Consider the following 16,506-nt stretch of genomic DNA (forward strand, 5'->3'; position numbering starts at 1 on the left):
GACTCATGCTGTTTAATGCGCTGGCCGCGCTAGGTCATCGCGGTATTAAAACCACCGCGACGTTTGGACGCGCCGGATTAATGCTTTTCAACGCCGTTGTCGGCAAACCAGAGTTTCGCAAGCACGCGCCGCTGCTGGTTCGTCAACTCTATAACGTCGGCGTCCTGTCGATGCTGATTATCATTGTATCGGGCTTGTTTATCGGTATGGTGCTCGGGCTGCAGGGGTATCTGGTGTTAACCACCTACAGCGCAGAGACCAGTCTTGGCATGCTGGTGGCGCTGTCGCTGCTGCGTGAGCTGGGGCCGGTGGTCGCCGCGCTGCTGTTTGCCGGCCGCGCCGGGTCGGCGCTGACCGCCGAGATTGGCCTGATGCGGGCCACGGAACAGCTCTCCAGTATGGAGATGATGGCGGTGGATCCGCTGCGTCGCGTCATTTCCCCACGCTTCTGGGCCGGTGTCATTTCGCTGCCGCTGCTGACGATTATCTTCGTCGCGGTAGGGATCTGGGGCGGTGCGCTGGTGGGTGTGAGCTGGAAAGGCATTGACGGTGGTTTTTTCTGGACCGCGATGCAAAATGCCGTCGACTGGCGAATGGATCTGGTGAACTGCCTGATTAAGAGTCTGGTGTTCGCTATTACGGTAACCTGGATTGCGTTATTTAATGGTTATGACGCTATCCCCACTTCCGCCGGGATTAGCCGGGCGACAACGCGTACCGTGGTGCATGCGTCGCTGGCGGTTCTGGGGCTGGATTTTGTGCTGACTGCGCTGATGTTTGGGAATTGAGTTCATGCAAACGAAAAAAACTGAAATCTGGGTAGGGGTGTTCTTACTGGTGGCGCTGCTGGCGGCGCTGTTTGTCTGCCTGAAGGCGGCGAACGTCACCTCGCTACGCACCGAGCCGACTTATCGCCTTTATGCGACTTTCGATAACATCGGCGGCCTGAAGGCGCGCTCGCCGGTGCGCATCGGCGGCGTGGTAGTGGGGCGGGTAGCGGACATTACGCTCGATCCGAAAACCTATCTGCCACGCGTGGAGCTCGATATCGATGAGCGCTACAACCATATCCCGGATACCAGTTCGTTGGCGATCCGCACCTCTGGCCTGCTGGGCGAGCAGTACCTGGCGCTGAACGTCGGTTTTGAAGATCCGGACCTCGGGACGACTATCCTTAAAGACGGCGGCACTATCCAGGACACTAAGTCCGCCATGGTGCTGGAAGATCTGATTGGTCAGTTCCTTTATAACAGTAAGGGCGGCGACAATCAGAATTCTGGCAATGATAAGGCCGAGGCAGAAGGTCATACTGACGCGACGCCGGCAGCCGGCACGACGCATTAATTTCAGGAGAAATACGATATGTTTAAACGCTTACTCATGGTCGCCATGCTGGTGATTGCCCCGCTGACCGCCGTCCAGGCCGCAGATCAGTCCAATCCGTATAAGCTAATGAATGAAGCGGCGCAGAAAACCTTCGATCGCCTGAAGAATGAACAGCCGAAGATTAAAGCTAATCCTAACTATCTGCGCGACATCGTCGACCAGGAGTTATTGCCGTATGTACAGGTGAAATATGCCGGCGCGCTGGTGCTGGGCCGCTATTACAAAGAAGCGACCCCTGCGCAGCGTGAGGCCTATTTTGCCGCCTTCCGTGAATACCTGAAGCAGGCCTACGGTCAGGCGCTGGCGATGTACCATGGGCAGACTTACCAGATTGCTCCGGAGCAGCCGCTGGGCAGCGCAACCATCGTTCCGATCCGCGTCACTATCATCGACCCGAACGGTCGTCCGCCGGTACGTCTTGACTTCCAGTGGCGTAAAAATACCCAGACCGGCAACTGGCAGGCCTACGATATGATCGCGGAAGGGGTGAGCATGATCACCACCAAACAGAATGAGTGGAGCGATCTGCTGCGCACCAAGGGCGTTGATGGCCTGACCGCGCAGCTGAAAGCGATCTCTGCGCAGCCGATCACCCTGGAACAGAAAAAATAATGAGCGGGCAGCTGAGCTGGACTCGCGAGGGCGAGACGCTGGCGCTGCACGGGGAGCTGGATCAGGATCTGCTGGTCCCGCTCTGGGAGGCGCGCGCCCAGGCGACGGCGGGAACGGCGATCATCGATCTCAGTCAGACCACGCGCGTGGACACCGCGGGCCTGGCGCTGTTAGTGCATTTTGTGGCGCTGATTCGCCGTCAGGGCCGGGAAGCGCAGCTGGTCGGCAAGAGCGAAAACCTGCAAACGCTGATCGGTCTTTACAACCTGCCTGCCGATCTGATCTGATAATCTTTTCAGTGCCTTAGCACTGAAGCTATTCCGAAAGCCCTGGCAATCTTTTCGCCGGGGCTTTTTGCTTGTTTAAGACCGCGCCACTTTCCTCTAAGATGTTGGGCTGTTTTCACTATCAGATAAATTTGAGCCCATGGAAAATCATGAAATTCAGACCGTGCTGATGAACGCACTCCCCCTCCAGGAAGTCCACGTCTCTGGCGATGGCAGCCACTTTCAGGTTATTGCTGTGGGTGAGATGTTCGATGGCATGAGTCGGGTGAAAAAGCAGCAGAGCGTCTACGCGCCGCTGATGGAATATATTGCCGACAACCGCATCCATGCGCTGTCGATCAAGGCCTTTACTCCGCAGGAGTGGGCGCGAGACCGCAAACTCAATGGCTTCTAAGCTGTGGGGGATCCCCTGCAGCGTATGTGAATTTTTAATAGAGAACAGAATCAATGGATAAATTCCGTGTTCAGGGGCCGACTCGCCTTCAGGGTGAAGTCACCATCTCCGGGGCAAAAAACGCCGCCCTGCCAATCCTCTTTTCCGCGCTGCTTGCCGAAGAGCCGGTAGAGATCCAAAACGTACCTAAGCTGAAAGACATCGATACCACCATGAAGCTGCTGAGCCAGCTGGGCGCGAAGGTCGAGCGCAATGGTTCGGTATGGATTGACGCCGGCCCGGTCGATGTATTCTGTGCTCCGTACGATCTGGTGAAAACCATGCGCGCCTCTATCTGGGCGCTGGGCCCGTTGGTGGCGCGTTTCGGTCAGGGTCAAGTTTCTCTGCCTGGCGGCTGCGCTATCGGCGCGCGTCCGGTCGATCTGCATATTAGCGGTCTGGAGCAGCTAGGCGCCGAGATCAAACTGGAAGAAGGTTATGTCAAAGCCTCGGTCAGCGGTCGCCTGAAAGGCGCGCATATTGTGATGGATAAGGTGAGCGTCGGCGCCACCGTAACCATCATGAGCGCAGCGACGCTTGCGGAGGGAACGACGATTATTGAAAACGCCGCTCGCGAGCCGGAGATTGTCGATACCGCCAACTTCCTGAACGCGCTGGGCGCAAAAATCACAGGCCAGGGTAGCGATCGCATTACCATCGAAGGCGTGCAGCGCCTGGGCGGCGGCGTCTACCGTGTGCTGCCTGACCGTATTGAAACCGGGACTTTCCTGGTGGCCGCGGCGATTTCCGGCGGCAAGATCCTCTGCCGTAACGCGCAGCCGGATACCCTGGATGCCGTACTGGCGAAGCTGCGCGACGCCGGGGCTGACATCGAAACGGGCGAAGACTGGATCAGCCTCGATATGCACGGCAACCGTCCGAAAGCGGTCAACGTGCGTACCGCGCCGCACCCGGGCTTCCCGACCGATATGCAGGCCCAGTTCACGCTGCTTAACCTGGTAGCGGAAGGGACCGGCGTGATCACCGAAACGATCTTTGAAAACCGCTTCATGCACATTCCGGAGCTGATCCGTATGGGCGCGCACGCGGAGATCGAGAGCAATACCGCTATCTGTCACGGCGTGAAGCAGCTTTCTGGCGCGCAGGTGATGGCGACCGATTTGCGCGCGTCGGCGAGCCTGGTGCTGGCCGGCTGTATCGCTGAAGGGACCACCATCGTCGATCGCATCTATCATATCGATCGCGGCTATGAGCGTATCGAAGATAAACTGCAGGCCCTGGGCGCCAATATTCAACGCGTGAAGGGCGAGTAACCGCGTCCTGACAGCGCCCCGGGACGTTGTTCCGGGGCGCTGTCGAGCAATCACATCACTTGTCGATCTTCTTCTGACGCATCATCTGCGTTCTGTCGATAAACTCATGAGTCACCGGGTCGTGGTAGCGTGACGGCCAGATGACCCACGGCTGCGTTTCCAGCGCCGTGGCGATAATCAATTCGCCTTTCGGCCAGGGGCGGGTCAGGGCGTTCGCCAGCGTTGAAGAACTTAGTCCGTGCCGTCGCGACTCTGCCGCCAGCGATGTTCCCCGTTTACGTAATCCCGCAACAATATCTGCGGGATGCCAGTCGATGAACTTATCCATAAATTCTCCTGGTGTTAAAGGTCCAGATCGTCCCACATGGGCGATAGAGACACTATACCCGCGTACTATGTAGGGTTCTAACAAGTTCTGTTAAAGCGCCAGAATATTCAGAATCTATCAAGATATTCGGAAGTTTAGGGAGAGAAATGGCATTTTACTGGAACTTTCCCGCGCGCGTCGCGCGGGAAAGGAGGGGGGATTAATGATCGCGCTGGACTGCAATATGCGCCAGCCCAATCAAGGCTTCGCGCCAGGGCGTGTCCGGCAGGATCTGCAGCGCGGCAATGGCTTTGTCAGCTTCTTCTTCGGCACGCTTCTGCGTCCATTCCAGCGAACCGCAGGTCGCCATCGTTTCCAGCACAGCATCCAGTAGATGGCGGCCGTTGCCTTGCTCGATCGCACCGCGGATCATCGCTGATTGATCGGGTGTGCCATGGTGCATGGCGTGCAGCAGCGGTAGCGTGGGTTTACCTTCGTTCAGGTCGTCACCGACGTTTTTACCGAGCCGCTCGCCGTCAGAGCTATAATCGAGTAAATCGTCGATTAGCTGGAAAGCGGTGCCGAGATAGCGGCCATAATCCTGCAACGCGCGCTCTTCTTCCGCAGTGCAGTCGGCCAGCAGTCCCGCACACTGCGAGGCAGCTTCAAACAGGCGCGCCGTCTTGCTGTAGATAACGCGCATGTAGTTCTCTTCGGTGATATCCGGGTCATTGACGTTCATCAGCTGCAGCACTTCGCCTTCGGCAATGACGTTCACCGCTTCCGACATGACCTCAAGGATCTTCAGTGAGCCCAGCTGGGTCATCATCTGAAAGGCGCGGGTATAGATAAAATCGCCGACCAGCACGCTGGCGGCATTGCCAAACGCCGCATTGGCCGTGGCTTTGCCGCGACGCATATCAGACTCATCGACGACGTCGTCATGCAGCAGGGTGGCGGTATGAATAAATTCAATCAGCGCGGCAATGGTGACATGCGCGCTCCCCTGATAGCCCACCGCGCGTGCGGCGAGCACAGCAATCATCGGGCGAATGCGTTTGCCGCCGCCGCTGACGATGTAATAGCCTAACTGATTGATAAGCTGAACATCGGAGTTGAGTTGCTCAAGAATCGTCGCATTGACACCCGCCATATCTTGCGCGGTTAACTCATTGATTTTTTCTAAATTCATCGCAAAAGCCGGGCCAAATGTCCTGTTACCATGAATCCAGGTGGGATCACAGAAGGATTAAGACAGAATTAAAAGAAGATATGATTGTACTGAAAAATTGCCGTAGATAAACGTTGTCGTGAAAGTTGTGTTTTTTTTCTGCATTGATCGCTAATCGCTCTTGTCAAAGGCTCGCGTTTTGCGTAATATTCGCGCCCTATTGTGAATATTTATAGCGCACTCTGAATCACATAAAGAGGTGCGCGGAAGCGGAGTTTTATATGTACGCGGTTTTCCAAAGTGGTGGTAAACAACACCGAGTAAGCGAAGGTCAGACCGTTCGCCTGGAAAAGCTGGACATCGCAACTGGCGAAGCTGTTGAATTCGCTGAAGTGCTGATGATCGCAAACGGTGAAGAAATCAAGATCGGCGTTCCTTTCGTTGAGGGCGGCGTAATCAAAGCTGAAGTTGTTGCTCACGGTCGTGGCGAGAAAGTTAAAATCGTTAAGTTTCGTCGTCGTAAACACTATCGTAAGCAGCAGGGCCATCGTCAGTGGTTCACTGATGTGAAAATCACTGGCATCAGCGCCTAAGACCTGAGGAGTAGATTTAAATGGCACATAAAAAGGCTGGCGGCTCGACTCGTAACGGTCGCGATTCAGAAGCTAAACGTCTGGGCGTAAAACGTTTCGGCGGTGAAGCAGTTCTGGCAGGTAGCATCATCGTTCGTCAACGTGGTACTAAATTCCACGCTGGTACCAACGTTGGTTGCGGCCGTGACCACACTCTGTTCGCTTTGACTGACGGTAAAGTCAAGTTCGAAGTTAAAGGCCCGAAAAACCGTAAATTCATCAGCATCGTTGCTGAATAAGTTTTTCGCGTCCCGGTAACGGATGAAAGCCCCGCAACACGTTGCGGGGCTTTTTACATTCGTCTACCGGAAAATTTTTGCAGGGAAACAGGCATGAAGCAGCAGGCTGGGATTGGCATTATTCTGGCGCTTACCACCGCAATGTGTTGGGGAGCGTTGCCGATTGCAATGAAACAGGTTCTCGAGGTGATGGCGCCGCCTACGGTGGTCTTTTATCGCTTCCTGATGGCCAGCATTGGGCTTGGCGCGATCCTCGCGATCAAAGGCAAACTGCCGCCGATGCGAATTTTTCGCAAGCCGCGCTGGCTGGTGTTATTAGCGATTGCCACCGGCGGTCTGTTCGGTAACTTCATCCTGTTTAGTTCTTCCCTGCAATACCTCAGCCCCACGGCTTCTCAGGTCATCGGCCAGCTATCGCCGGTGGGGATGATGGTGGCTAGCGTCGTAATTCTGAAAGAGCGCATGCGCGGCACCCAGGTGGTGGGCGCGTTGATGCTGCTCAGCGGGCTGGTGATGTTCTTCAATACCAGTCTGATTGAAATCTTTACCCGCCTGACGGACTACACGTGGGGGGTAATTTTCGGCGTTGCTGCCGCTACGGTGTGGGTAAGCTACGGCGTCGCGCAAAAGGTGTTATTGCGCCGTCTGGCATCACAGCAGATACTATTTTTGCTGTACACTTTGTGTACGATTGCATTACTGCCGCTTGCTGAGCCCGGAGTGATTTCCCGGTTAAGCAGCTGGCAACTGGCATGCCTGATTTTTTGCGGGCTGAATACCCTGGTTGGCTACGGGGCGCTGGCGGAAGCCATGGCGCGCTGGCAGGCGGCGCAGGTCAGCGCGTTAATCACCTTGACGCCACTGTTTACGCTACTGTTTTCTGATTTATTATCAATGGCCTGGCCCGATGTTTTCGCCAGACCGATGTTAAACCTGATTGGTTATCTCGGTGCGTTTGTCGTGGTTGCGGGCGCGATGTATTCCGCCATCGGTCATCGTCTTTGGGGACGTTGGCGTAAGCGAGAGGCGGTAGTACCGCTGCCCCGCTCAGGCGAATGATTTACGGAGAGTAAAATGAAGTTTGTAGATGAAGCAACGATCCTGGTCGTAGCAGGTGACGGCGGCAATGGTTGCGTAAGCTTCCGCCGCGAAAAGTATATTCCGAAAGGCGGTCCGGACGGCGGCGATGGCGGCGATGGCGGCGATGTCTGGCTGGAAGCGGACGAGAACCTGAACACCCTGATCGACTACCGTTTTGAAAAATCGTTCCGCGCCGAACGTGGGCAGAATGGTCAAAGCCGCGACTGTACCGGTAAGCGCGGTAAAGACGTGACGGTAAAAGTGCCGGTCGGCACCCGGGTTATCGATCAGGGCACCGGCGAGACCATGGGCGATATGACCAAACACGGTCAGCGTCTGATGGTGGCGAAAGGCGGCTGGCACGGTTTGGGCAACACCCGTTTCAAATCGTCCGTTAACCGTACGCCGCGTCAGAAAACCATGGGTACCCCGGGTGATAAACGCGACCTGCAGCTGGAGCTGATGCTGTTGGCCGATGTCGGGATGCTGGGGATGCCGAACGCCGGCAAATCCACCTTCATCCGTGCGGTCTCCGCCGCCAAGCCGAAAGTGGCTGACTATCCGTTTACCACCCTGGTGCCAAGCCTGGGCGTGGTGCGTATGGACAATGAAAAGAGCTTCGTAGTTGCCGATATCCCGGGGCTGATTGAAGGCGCAGCGGAAGGGGCAGGCCTCGGTATCCGCTTCCTCAAGCACCTCGAGCGCTGCCGCGTACTGCTGCACCTCATCGATATCGATCCGATCGACGGCTCCGATCCGGTTGAGAATGCGCGCATTATCATCGGCGAGCTGGAGAAATACAGCGAGAAGCTAGCCTCCAAACCACGCTGGTTAGTTTTCAACAAGATTGACCTGATGGACAAGGCCGAAGCCGAAGCCAAAGCCAAAGCGATTGCCGAAGCGCTGGGTTGGGAAGAGAAATTCTACCTGATCTCCGCGGCCAGCCAGCAGGGCGTGAAAGAGCTATGCTGGGACGTGATGACCTTCATCATCGAAAACCCGATCGTGCAGGCGGAAGAAGAGCAGAAGCCGGAGAAAGTCGAGTTTATGTGGGACGACTATCACCGTCAGCAGCTTGAAGAGGCCGAAGCCGAAGCAGAAGATGACGAAGACTGGGATGACGACTGGGATGAGGACGACGAAGAAGGCGTCGAATTCATCTACAAACGCTAATCCTGACTTCTCTGGATCAAAAAGGGCCGCATCTGATGCGGCCCTTTTGTTTTAATTGTTCTGGTACAAATCTTTATACAAGCGGCTTTCAAAGCGGACCAGTGGGATGCGGCGATTGCGCTGATCAGCTGGCTCCACGGCGTATCCGGAGAGATATTGCACGAAGGCCATCTTTTGTCCGCTGGCGGTAGTGATGAAGCCTGCGAGGTTATAAACCCCCTGGAGCGACCCGGTTTTCGCCGAAACTTTACCATCGACGCCCGCCTGATGAAGACCGGCGCGATACTGCAGCGATCCGTCATGGCCCGCCAGCGGCAGCATGGAGATGAAGTTGAGCTCGGTATCGTGCTGGGCGATATACTGCAGCACCTGCATCATGGTCGCCGGGGCGATCAGGTTGTGGCGCGACAGGCCAGAGCCGTCGGCGATGATAGTGTTGCCGAGATCGACCCCAGCCTGTTGACGCAGGATCTGCCGTACGGCATCGGAGCCCGCCCGCCAGGTGCCAGGTACGCCGAACCGGGCGTGGCCGATGGTGCGAAAGACGGTGTCGGCAATCATGTTGTCTGACTTCTTCAGCATGATCCGCAGCAGATCGTGCAGCGGAGCCGACTGGCTGGTTGCCAGCACGGTGCCGGGCTCATTGGCCAGCGTCTGGCGCAGCAGCGTGCCGCTGTAGGTGATCCCCGCCTGGGCCAGCTCGGCTTTGAGGATCGCTCCGGCATAGCTGGCGCCATCCTGAATGGCGAAGGCCAGAGGCAGCGGCTCGCTACGCTGCGGCAGGCAGCCGGTGAGAGTATAGCGATTGAGATCGCCCGGCACCACGTCGAGCTCGCAATACTGGGCTTCCGATGAGCCACGCGCCAGCGTTCGCACCTGGCTGAACATGGTGACCGGATAATAGGATGCAACGCGAATGAAGGCGACATCGCCCGGTTTCTGCGCGCTATACAGCGAGACAGAGAAGCAGTTACGGTCGACAATCGCCGCCGCCGGCGGGGCGCTGAAGCACTGCGTCAGGTCGTTCCACGGCCAGCCGGGCGCTTTGTCATGGCTGGCGAAGACCGAGGTATCGATGAGCACATTGCCTTCGATACGCTGCACGCCGGCTTTTTTCAGCGTCGCCACCATATTGCGAATATCCTGCCGTTTAAGCGTCGGATCGCCGCCGAAGCGTGCAATCAGGTCGCCTTTCAGCACGCCGCCGTCAAGGGAACCTTTGGTTTCCAGCGTGGTGGTAAAGCGAAAATCGGGCCCCAGTTGCAGCAGAGCCGCCAGCGCGGTGATGACCTTTTGCGTACTGGCCGGGAGCGCCATTTGCTGGCTGTGATAGTCGATTTCCGGCGTCGATGCGCCGACCTTTTGCGCCATAAAGGCAAGGTTCGCACCGGCGGGAAGCTGGTTGATGTACTCGTCAATATTCGCCGCCTGAGCGCTAAGCGCTATACCGGCGGTCAATCCGATGATAAATCTGGGAAATCGCATAATCTCGCGCTAACAACCTGAAGCCAGGCCGTCATACTACGGTGCAACGCCCAGTAAAGTAAACGATGACCCATAATGAACTTCGGGGTAAAATACCCATCAAATGAAAAATTGCTGCTGACCTGGGGAGTGTTTCCCGGGTCGGTTTCTTTTTGCTCGTGTCCTGCCCGTGGGCAGGACAGGTGGCGGAGCGGAGCTATCCGTTCCCTGAAGGAATGATAAAGAGGTATAACTAATGCAAGCGATTCCGATGACCTTACGTGGCGCTGAAAAACTGCGCGAAGAACTGGATTATCTGAAGTCTGTGCGTCGTCCTGAAATCATTGCCGCTATTGCTGAGGCCCGTGAACACGGCGATCTGAAAGAGAATGCCGAGTATCACGCCGCGCGTGAGCAGCAGGGTTTCTGCGAGGGGCGTATCAAGGATATCGAAGCGAAGCTGTCTAACGCGCAGGTTATCGATATCACCAAAATGCCGAACAACGGCCGGGTGATTTTTGGTTCTACCGTCAGCGTGCTGAACCTCGATACCGACGAGGAACAGACCTACCGCATCGTGGGCGATGACGAAGCTGATTTTAAGCAGAATCTGATCTCCGTGAACTCGCCGATCGCCCGCGGTCTGATCGGCAAAGAGCAGGATGACGTCGTGACTATCCGTACCCCGGGTGGGGAAGTGGAATACGAAATTACCAAGGTTGAATACCTGTAAGGCGTATTTCCCGCTACGATGTTTATAGATTGTAAAGAAAGGAAAAAGGCCGCATAGCGGCCTTTTATCAACGTCAGGAGCATGGCATTTTGCTCGCCTGGCCGCAGAAATCCCTCGTTTTACACAAAGTTGTGTCGAGATTCAGGATATTCTTAGCGTGGCAGCGAGATTTTACGCTCTGGCGTTGGGCGGTACAGAACCAGCGTTTTACCGATGACCTGTACGTTACAGGCGCCGGTTTCGCGTACGATGGCTTCCACGATCAAGGCTTTTGTTTCGCGATCTTCTGAGGCGATCTTCACCTTGATGAGTTCATGGTGCCCTAACGCTTGTTCGATCTCGGCCAGTACCCCTTCGGTCAAACCATTGTTGCCAAGCATAACTACCGGCTTGAGCGGATGTGCCAGACCTTTCAGGTGCTGTTTTTGTTTAGTACTCAGATTCATCGTATTTTTTTGCTTACGTTGGGATTGAAAACGGGTCATTCTACCGCCATCTCCCATATATCGCCAAACTACCGCGTCGATTTTTACGCAGTAAAGTACGATGAACCCGAACGGGAATGATAAATGACAGGTAAAAAGCGTTCTGCCAGCTCAAGCCGCTGGCTTCAGGAACACTTTAGCGATAAATATGTTCAACAGGCACAGAAAAAGGGGTTACGTTCCCGTGCCTGGTTTAAACTTGATGAAATACAGCAAAGTGACAAAATTTTTAAGCCGGGGATGACGGTAGTCGACCTCGGTGCTGCTCCCGGTGGCTGGTCGCAGTATGCGGTCACGCAGATCGGCAACAGCGGCCGCATCATCGCTTGCGATCTTTTACCAATGGATCCAATCGTTGGTGTGGACTTCCTTCAGGGCGATTTTCGTGATGAATTAGTCCTGAAAGCGTTACTTGAGCGAGTGGGCGACAGTAAAGTCCAAGTTGTCATGTCCGATATGGCGCCGAATATGTGCGGAACACCGGCGGTGGATATTCCCCGGGCTATGTATCTGGTAGAACTGGCGCTTGAAATGTCTCGTGATGTATTAGCGCCAGGTGGTAGTTTTGTAGTGAAGGTGTTCCAGGGCGAAGGCTTCGATGAGTATCTTCGAGAAATTCGCTCCCTGTTTACGAAGGTCAAAGTTCGTAAGCCGGACTCTTCCCGCGCTCGTTCGCGTGAAGTGTATATTGTAGCGACCGGGCGTAAACCATAACCGGCAGATTTCAAACGAAAGTTTGAAAGAAACTGGATATAGAGTATCCTGACGCTGTTTTTAACACAGTTGTAATAAGAGGTTAATCCCTTGAGTGACATGGCGAAAAACCTAATACTCTGGCTGGTCATTGCCGTTGTGCTGATGTCAGTATTCCAGAGCTTTGGGCCCAGCGAGTCGAATGGCCGCAAGGTGGATTATTCTACCTTCCTGCAAGAGGTCAATCAGGACCAGGTTCGCGAAGCGCGTATCAACGGACGTGAGATCAACGTTACCAAGAAAGATAGTAACCGTTACACGACTTACATTCCGGTTAACGATCCGAAGCTGCTCGATAACCTGTTGACTAAAAACGTCAAAGTTGTTGGCGAACCACCAGAAGAGCCGAGCCTGCTGGCTTCCATCTTCATCTCCTGGTTCCCAATGCTGCTGCTGATCGGCGTCTGGATCTTCTTTATGCGGCAAATGCAGGGCGGCGGCGGGAAGGGCGCGATGTCCTTCGGCAAAAGCAAAGCCCGTATGTTGACGGAAGACCAGATCAAAACCACTTTTGCAGACGTTGCCGGGTGTGACGAAGCGAAAGAGGAAGTCGGCGAGCTGGTAGAATACCTGCGTGAGCCGAGCCGCTTCCAGAAACTGGGCGGTAAAATCCCGAAAGGCGTCCTGATGGTCGGCCCTCCGGGTACCGGTAAAACGCTGCTGGCGAAAGCGATCGCTGGTGAAGCGAAGGTACCGTTCTTTACCATTTCCGGTTCTGACTTCGTCGAAATGTTCGTCGGTGTGGGCGCTTCTCGTGTGCGTGACATGTTCGAACAGGCTAAGAAAGCCGCGCCTTGCATCATCTTCATCGATGAAATCGACGCCGTCGGCCGCCAGCGTGGCGCAGGCCTGGGCGGTGGTCACGATGAACGTGAGCAGACCCTGAACCAGATGCTGGTTGAGATGGACGGCTTCGAAGGTAACGAAGGTATCATCGTTATCGCGGCGACTAACCGTCCGGACGTTCTTGACCCCGCGCTGTTGCGTCCGGGCCGTTTTGACCGCCAAGTGGTGGTTGGCCTGCCGGATGTTCGCGGTCGTGAGCAGATCCTGAAAGTGCATATGCGTCGCGTTCCGCTGGCGCCGGATATCGATGCGGCAATCATTGCGCGCGGTACCCCGGGCTTCTCCGGTGCGGATCTGGCCAACCTGGTCAACGAAGCGGCGCTGTTTGCTGCCCGCGGTAACAAACGCGTTGTGTCGATGGTTGAGTTCGAGAAAGCGAAAGACAAAATCATGATGGGTGCGGAACGTCGCTCCATGGTGATGACGGAAGCGCAGAAAGAGTCTACTGCTTATCATGAAGCGGGCCACGCGATTATTGGTCGCCTGGTGCCGGAGCACGATCCGGTGCACAAAGTGACGATTATCCCGCGCGGTCGTGCGCTGGGTGTGACCTTCTTCCTGCCGGAAGGCGATGCAATCAGCGCCAGCCGTCAGAAACTGGAAAGCCAGATCTCCACCCTGTACGGCGGTCGTCTGGCGGAAGAGATTATCTACGGTCCGGAACATGTTTCTACCGGTGCGTCCAACGATATTAAAGTGGCGACGAACCTGGCGCGTAACATGGTGACCCAGTGGGGCTTCTCCGACAAACTCGGTCCGCTGCTGTATGCGGAAGAAGAGGGTGAAGTCTTCCTCGGCCGTAGCGTCGCGAAAGCGAAGCATATGTCCGATGAAACCGCGCGTATCATCGACCAGGAAGTGAAATCGCTGATTGAGCGTAACTACGGTCGTGCTCGCCAGCTGCTGAACGACAACATGGACATTCTGCACGCGATGAAAGATGCGCTCATGAAGTATGAGACCATCGATGCGCCGCAGATTGACGACCTGATGGCTCGTCGCGAAGTTCGTCCGCCAGCGGGTTGGGAAGAACCTGGTTCTTCTAACAACTCTGACAACAATGGCACGCCTCGTGCGCCGCGTCCGGTTGATGAACCGCGTACGCCGAACCCGGGCAACACCATGTCAGAGCAGCTGGGCGACAAGTAAGCTACCGCTGTTGATGCTTGTTTAACCTTAAAACCCCGGGCGTCCGCTCCGGGGTTTTTCTTTTTTAACCTCTTCAGTCTCAGGGATTTTGTGATGAAACTTGTAGCCCAGGGCTCAACCCTCGATCTCTCTCACCCTCACGTGATGGGTATTCTAAATGTGACGCCTGACTCCTTCTCCGATGGCGGCGCCCATAATTCGCTGATTGAGGCGGTGAAGCATGCCAATCTGATGATCAACGCCGGCGCGACCATCATTGATATCGGCGGTGAATCGACGCGGCCAGGGGCGGCTGAGGTTAGTGTGGAAGAGGAGCTTGCGCGGGTGATACCGGTGGTTGAAGCCATTGCCCAGCGCTTTGAGGTATGGATCTCAGTGGATACCTCCAAGGCGGAGGTTATTCGCCAATCGGCCCGGGCCGGGGCGCATATCATCAACGATATTCGTTCGCTGACCGAGCCCGGCGCGCTGCAGGCCGCCGCGGAAACCGGACTGCCGGTGTGTCTGATGCATATGCAGGGACAACCAAAAACCATGCAGGAGGCGCCGAAGTATGAGGATGTCTTCGCCGATGTTGAGCGTTTTTTTAATGAGCACATTGTGCGCTGCGAACAGGCGGGGATCGCAAAAGAAAAATTGCTGCTCGACCCGGGATTCGGTTTCGGTAAAAATCTCTCCCACAATTACCAACTGTTGGCCAGGCTTGGGGAGTTTCATCACTTTGGTCTGCCGCTGCTGGTCGGTATGTCACGTAAGTCGATGGTAGGTCAGTTGCTGAACGTCGGGCCGTCGGAGCGGCTGAACGGCAGCCTGGCGTGTGCCGTCATTGCAGCAATGCAGGGCGCGCAGATTATCCGCGTCCATGATGTCAAAGAAACGGTAGAAGCGCTGCGCGTGGTGGAAGCCACCCTCGCCGCTAAGGGAAAAAAACGTTATGAGTAACCGCAAGTATTTTGGCACCGATGGTATTCGTGGCCGCGTCGGCGATGCGCCGATCACTCCGGAGTTTGTGCTCAAGCTGGGCTGGGCGGCGGGCAAAGTGTTAGCGCGTCACGGTTCGCGTAAAATTATCATCGGCAAGGATACCCGTATTTCGGGCTATATGCTGGAATCGGCGCTGGAAGCTGGACTGGCGGCAGCGGGGCTCTCTGCGTCGTTCACCGGGCCTATGCCGACACCGGCCATCGCCTACCTGACGCGCGCCTTCCGCGCCGAGGCGGGGATTGTTATCTCTGCTTCACATAACCCTTTCTACGACAACGGCATTAAATTCTTCTCCATTGAGGGCACCAAACTGCCGGATGATGTCGAAGAGGCGATTGAAGCCGAAATGGAGAAAGAGCTCACCTGCGTGGATTCGGCTGAGCTGGGCAAAGCCAGCCGTATCGTCGATGCGGCGGGGCGCTACATTGAATTTTGTAAGGGTACCTTTCCCAACGAACTGAGCCTGGGAACGCTGAAAGTGGTGGTGGATTGCGCGCACGGCGCGACCTATCACATCGCCCCTAATGTCTTCCGCGAGCTGGGAGCCCAGGTTATCGCGATGGGCTGCGAGCCAGATGGTCTCAACATCAACGAAGAGGTCGGCGCCACTGACGTGCGGGCGCTGCAGGCGCGCGTGCTGGCGGAAAAAGCCGATCTGGGTATTGCCTACGACGGCGATGGCGATCGGGTGATTATGGTTGACCACGAAGGCAATAAAGTCGATGGCGACCAGATCCTCTATATCATAGCCCGGGAAGGATTGCGTCAGGGGCAACTGCGCGGCGGCGCCGTCGGCACGCTGATGAGTAATATGGGGCTGGAGCTGGCGCTCAAGCAGTTAGGCATCCCGTTTGCCCGCGCGAAGGTCGGTGACCGCTATGTACTGGAGATGCTCCAGGAAAAAGGCTGGCGCATCGGTGCGGAAAATTCCGGCCATGTGATCCTGCTGGATAAAACCACCACCGGCGATGGCATTGTTGCCAGCCTGCAGGTGGTCGCGGCGATGGTCCGCAACCACATGAGCCTGCATGACCTGTGCAGCGGGATGAAAATGTTCCCTCAGCTGCTGGTGAATGTCCGCTTTACCGAGGGCAGCGGTAACCCGCTGGAGAATGAGCACGTCAAAGCGGTGACCGCGGAAGTGGAGGCGGCGTTAGGAAAACGCGGCCGTGTCCTGCTGCGTAAATCGGGTACGGAGCCGCTAATCCGCGTGATGGTGGAAGGCGAGCATGAAGATCAGGTGCACGAGTTTGCGCACCGCATCGCTGAGGCGGTAAAAAGCGTTTAGCTTTGCCGGCTAAGTGGTTAAAAAGGCGGCGCTTGCCGCCTTTTTTATGATCGAAAATTGGCTTTTTGCTGTTTTTTTCTGCAGTTGATACAATGTGTCGAAATTGCCCTTGCGAAGGTCATTCGCTTTGGTTAGTATTCACACCCGCTTCAGTGGGAAACGTTAAAACGTCCCGCTTTATTGGTCGAAGCACTTGGTATGCGGCGAATC

At 55.8% G+C, this 16,506-nt stretch carries 19 protein-coding genes; 15 read left to right on the forward strand and 4 right to left on the reverse strand.

The features are described from left to right. Positions 1 to 5 precede the first annotated feature (5 nt). The 6 genes from mlaE (at position 6) to murA (ending at position 3,992) form a co-directional block, all read left to right on the forward strand. Positions 6 to 788 carry a lipid asymmetry maintenance ABC transporter permease subunit MlaE gene (gene mlaE, locus IB144_RS02600; protein ID WP_004150949.1) on the forward strand — a complete coding sequence of 261 codons (783 nt, stop codon included), beginning with the start codon at positions 6 to 8 and terminating at the stop codon, positions 786 to 788. Between the two features lie 4 nt (positions 789 to 792). Then, positions 793 to 1,344 carry an outer membrane lipid asymmetry maintenance protein MlaD gene (gene mlaD / locus IB144_RS02605; RefSeq protein ID WP_002918387.1) on the forward strand — a complete coding sequence of 184 codons (552 nt, stop codon included), beginning with the start codon at positions 793 to 795 and terminating at the stop codon, positions 1,342 to 1,344. A gap of 18 nt (positions 1,345 to 1,362) precedes the next feature. Further along, positions 1,363 to 1,998, forward strand: coding sequence for a phospholipid-binding protein MlaC (mlaC, locus tag IB144_RS02610; RefSeq protein WP_002918386.1), 636 nt, complete (start codon positions 1,363 to 1,365; stop codon positions 1,996 to 1,998). Beyond that, positions 1,998 to 2,285 carry a lipid asymmetry maintenance protein MlaB gene (gene mlaB, locus IB144_RS02615; RefSeq protein ID WP_004181416.1) on the forward strand — a complete coding sequence of 96 codons (288 nt, stop codon included), beginning with the start codon at positions 1,998 to 2,000 and terminating at the stop codon, positions 2,283 to 2,285. The genes mlaC and mlaB overlap by 1 nt, the downstream gene beginning before the upstream one ends. A gap of 139 nt (positions 2,286 to 2,424) precedes the next feature. Further along, positions 2,425 to 2,679: a BolA family iron metabolism protein IbaG gene (gene ibaG, locus IB144_RS02620; protein WP_004144910.1), complete on the forward strand. Its 255-nt coding sequence runs from the start codon at positions 2,425 to 2,427 to the stop codon at positions 2,677 to 2,679. A gap of 53 nt (positions 2,680 to 2,732) precedes the next feature. Next, entirely contained in the window at positions 2,733 to 3,992 is a 1,260-nt protein-coding gene (murA, locus tag IB144_RS02625) for a UDP-N-acetylglucosamine 1-carboxyvinyltransferase (RefSeq protein WP_002918382.1), read from the forward strand. Between the two features lie 55 nt (positions 3,993 to 4,047). Here murA and sfsB read toward each other — a convergent pair whose 3' ends face one another. After that, positions 4,048 to 4,320 (reverse strand): DNA-binding transcriptional regulator SfsB, encoded by a 273-nt coding sequence (sfsB, locus tag IB144_RS02630; RefSeq protein WP_002918381.1) that lies wholly within the window; start codon positions 4,318 to 4,320, stop codon positions 4,048 to 4,050. A gap of 199 nt (positions 4,321 to 4,519) precedes the next feature. After that, entirely contained in the window at positions 4,520 to 5,491 is a 972-nt protein-coding gene (gene ispB / locus IB144_RS02635; RefSeq protein ID WP_004144907.1) for an octaprenyl diphosphate synthase, read from the reverse strand. A 260-nt stretch (positions 5,492 to 5,751) separates the two neighbouring features. Between ispB and rplU the strand changes: the two genes are divergently transcribed. The 4 genes from rplU (at position 5,752) to cgtA (ending at position 8,594) form a co-directional block, all read left to right on the forward strand. Continuing rightward, positions 5,752 to 6,063 (forward strand): 50S ribosomal protein L21, encoded by a 312-nt coding sequence (gene rplU / locus IB144_RS02640; protein WP_002918379.1) that lies wholly within the window; start codon positions 5,752 to 5,754, stop codon positions 6,061 to 6,063. 20 nt (positions 6,064 to 6,083) lie between these two features. Beyond that, entirely contained in the window at positions 6,084 to 6,341 is a 258-nt protein-coding gene (gene rpmA, locus IB144_RS02645) for a 50S ribosomal protein L27 (protein ID WP_002434222.1), read from the forward strand. Positions 6,342 to 6,434: 93 nt separating this feature from the next. Next, the gene (locus tag IB144_RS02650) at positions 6,435 to 7,400 is read left to right on the forward strand and encodes a DMT family transporter (RefSeq protein ID WP_004149938.1); all 966 of its coding nucleotides are present in this window, start codon (positions 6,435 to 6,437) and stop codon (positions 7,398 to 7,400) included. Positions 7,401 to 7,415: 15 nt separating this feature from the next. Beyond that, on the forward strand, positions 7,416 to 8,594 hold the full coding sequence (gene cgtA, locus IB144_RS02655; RefSeq protein ID WP_002918377.1) for an Obg family GTPase CgtA: 1,179 nt from the start codon (positions 7,416 to 7,418) through the stop codon (positions 8,592 to 8,594). A gap of 51 nt (positions 8,595 to 8,645) precedes the next feature. Here cgtA and dacB read toward each other — a convergent pair whose 3' ends face one another. Further along, positions 8,646 to 10,079: a serine-type D-Ala-D-Ala carboxypeptidase gene (dacB, locus tag IB144_RS02660; RefSeq protein ID WP_002918376.1), complete on the reverse strand. Its 1,434-nt coding sequence runs from the start codon at positions 10,077 to 10,079 to the stop codon at positions 8,646 to 8,648. 235 nt (positions 10,080 to 10,314) lie between these two features. On the opposite strand from dacB, the gene greA reads away from it, so the two are divergent. After that, entirely contained in the window at positions 10,315 to 10,791 is a 477-nt protein-coding gene (greA, locus tag IB144_RS02665; protein ID WP_002918375.1) for a transcription elongation factor GreA, read from the forward strand. Positions 10,792 to 10,943: 152 nt separating this feature from the next. On the opposite strand, the gene yhbY is transcribed toward greA, so the two are convergent. After that, positions 10,944 to 11,237 carry a ribosome assembly RNA-binding protein YhbY gene (yhbY, locus tag IB144_RS02670; protein ID WP_002918374.1) on the reverse strand — a complete coding sequence of 98 codons (294 nt, stop codon included), beginning with the start codon at positions 11,235 to 11,237 and terminating at the stop codon, positions 10,944 to 10,946. 123 nt (positions 11,238 to 11,360) lie between these two features. Here yhbY and rlmE point away from each other — a divergent pair, with 123 nt between their 5' ends. The 4 genes from rlmE to glmM all read left to right on the forward strand — a co-directional run bounded on the left by rlmE (position 11,361) and on the right by glmM (position 16,296). After that, complete coding sequence (gene rlmE / locus IB144_RS02675) at positions 11,361 to 11,990, forward strand: 23S rRNA (uridine(2552)-2'-O)-methyltransferase RlmE (protein ID WP_002918373.1); 630 nt, start codon at positions 11,361 to 11,363, stop codon at positions 11,988 to 11,990. A 99-nt stretch (positions 11,991 to 12,089) separates the two neighbouring features. Further along, positions 12,090 to 14,024, forward strand: a complete 1,935-nt coding sequence (ftsH, locus tag IB144_RS02680; RefSeq protein ID WP_002918372.1) for an ATP-dependent zinc metalloprotease FtsH — start codon at positions 12,090 to 12,092, stop codon at positions 14,022 to 14,024. A 93-nt stretch (positions 14,025 to 14,117) separates the two neighbouring features. Then, on the forward strand, positions 14,118 to 14,966 hold the full coding sequence (gene folP / locus IB144_RS02685) for a dihydropteroate synthase (protein ID WP_002918371.1): 849 nt from the start codon (positions 14,118 to 14,120) through the stop codon (positions 14,964 to 14,966). After that, on the forward strand, positions 14,959 to 16,296 hold the full coding sequence (gene glmM / locus IB144_RS02690) for a phosphoglucosamine mutase (RefSeq protein WP_002918370.1): 1,338 nt from the start codon (positions 14,959 to 14,961) through the stop codon (positions 16,294 to 16,296). The genes folP and glmM overlap by 8 nt, the downstream gene beginning before the upstream one ends. Positions 16,297 to 16,506: the final 210 nt, after the last annotated feature.

Source organism: Klebsiella sp. K4 (assembly GCF_014596785.2).
In the GTDB taxonomy this organism is placed as follows: domain Bacteria; phylum Pseudomonadota; class Gammaproteobacteria; order Enterobacterales; family Enterobacteriaceae; genus Klebsiella; species Klebsiella pneumoniae.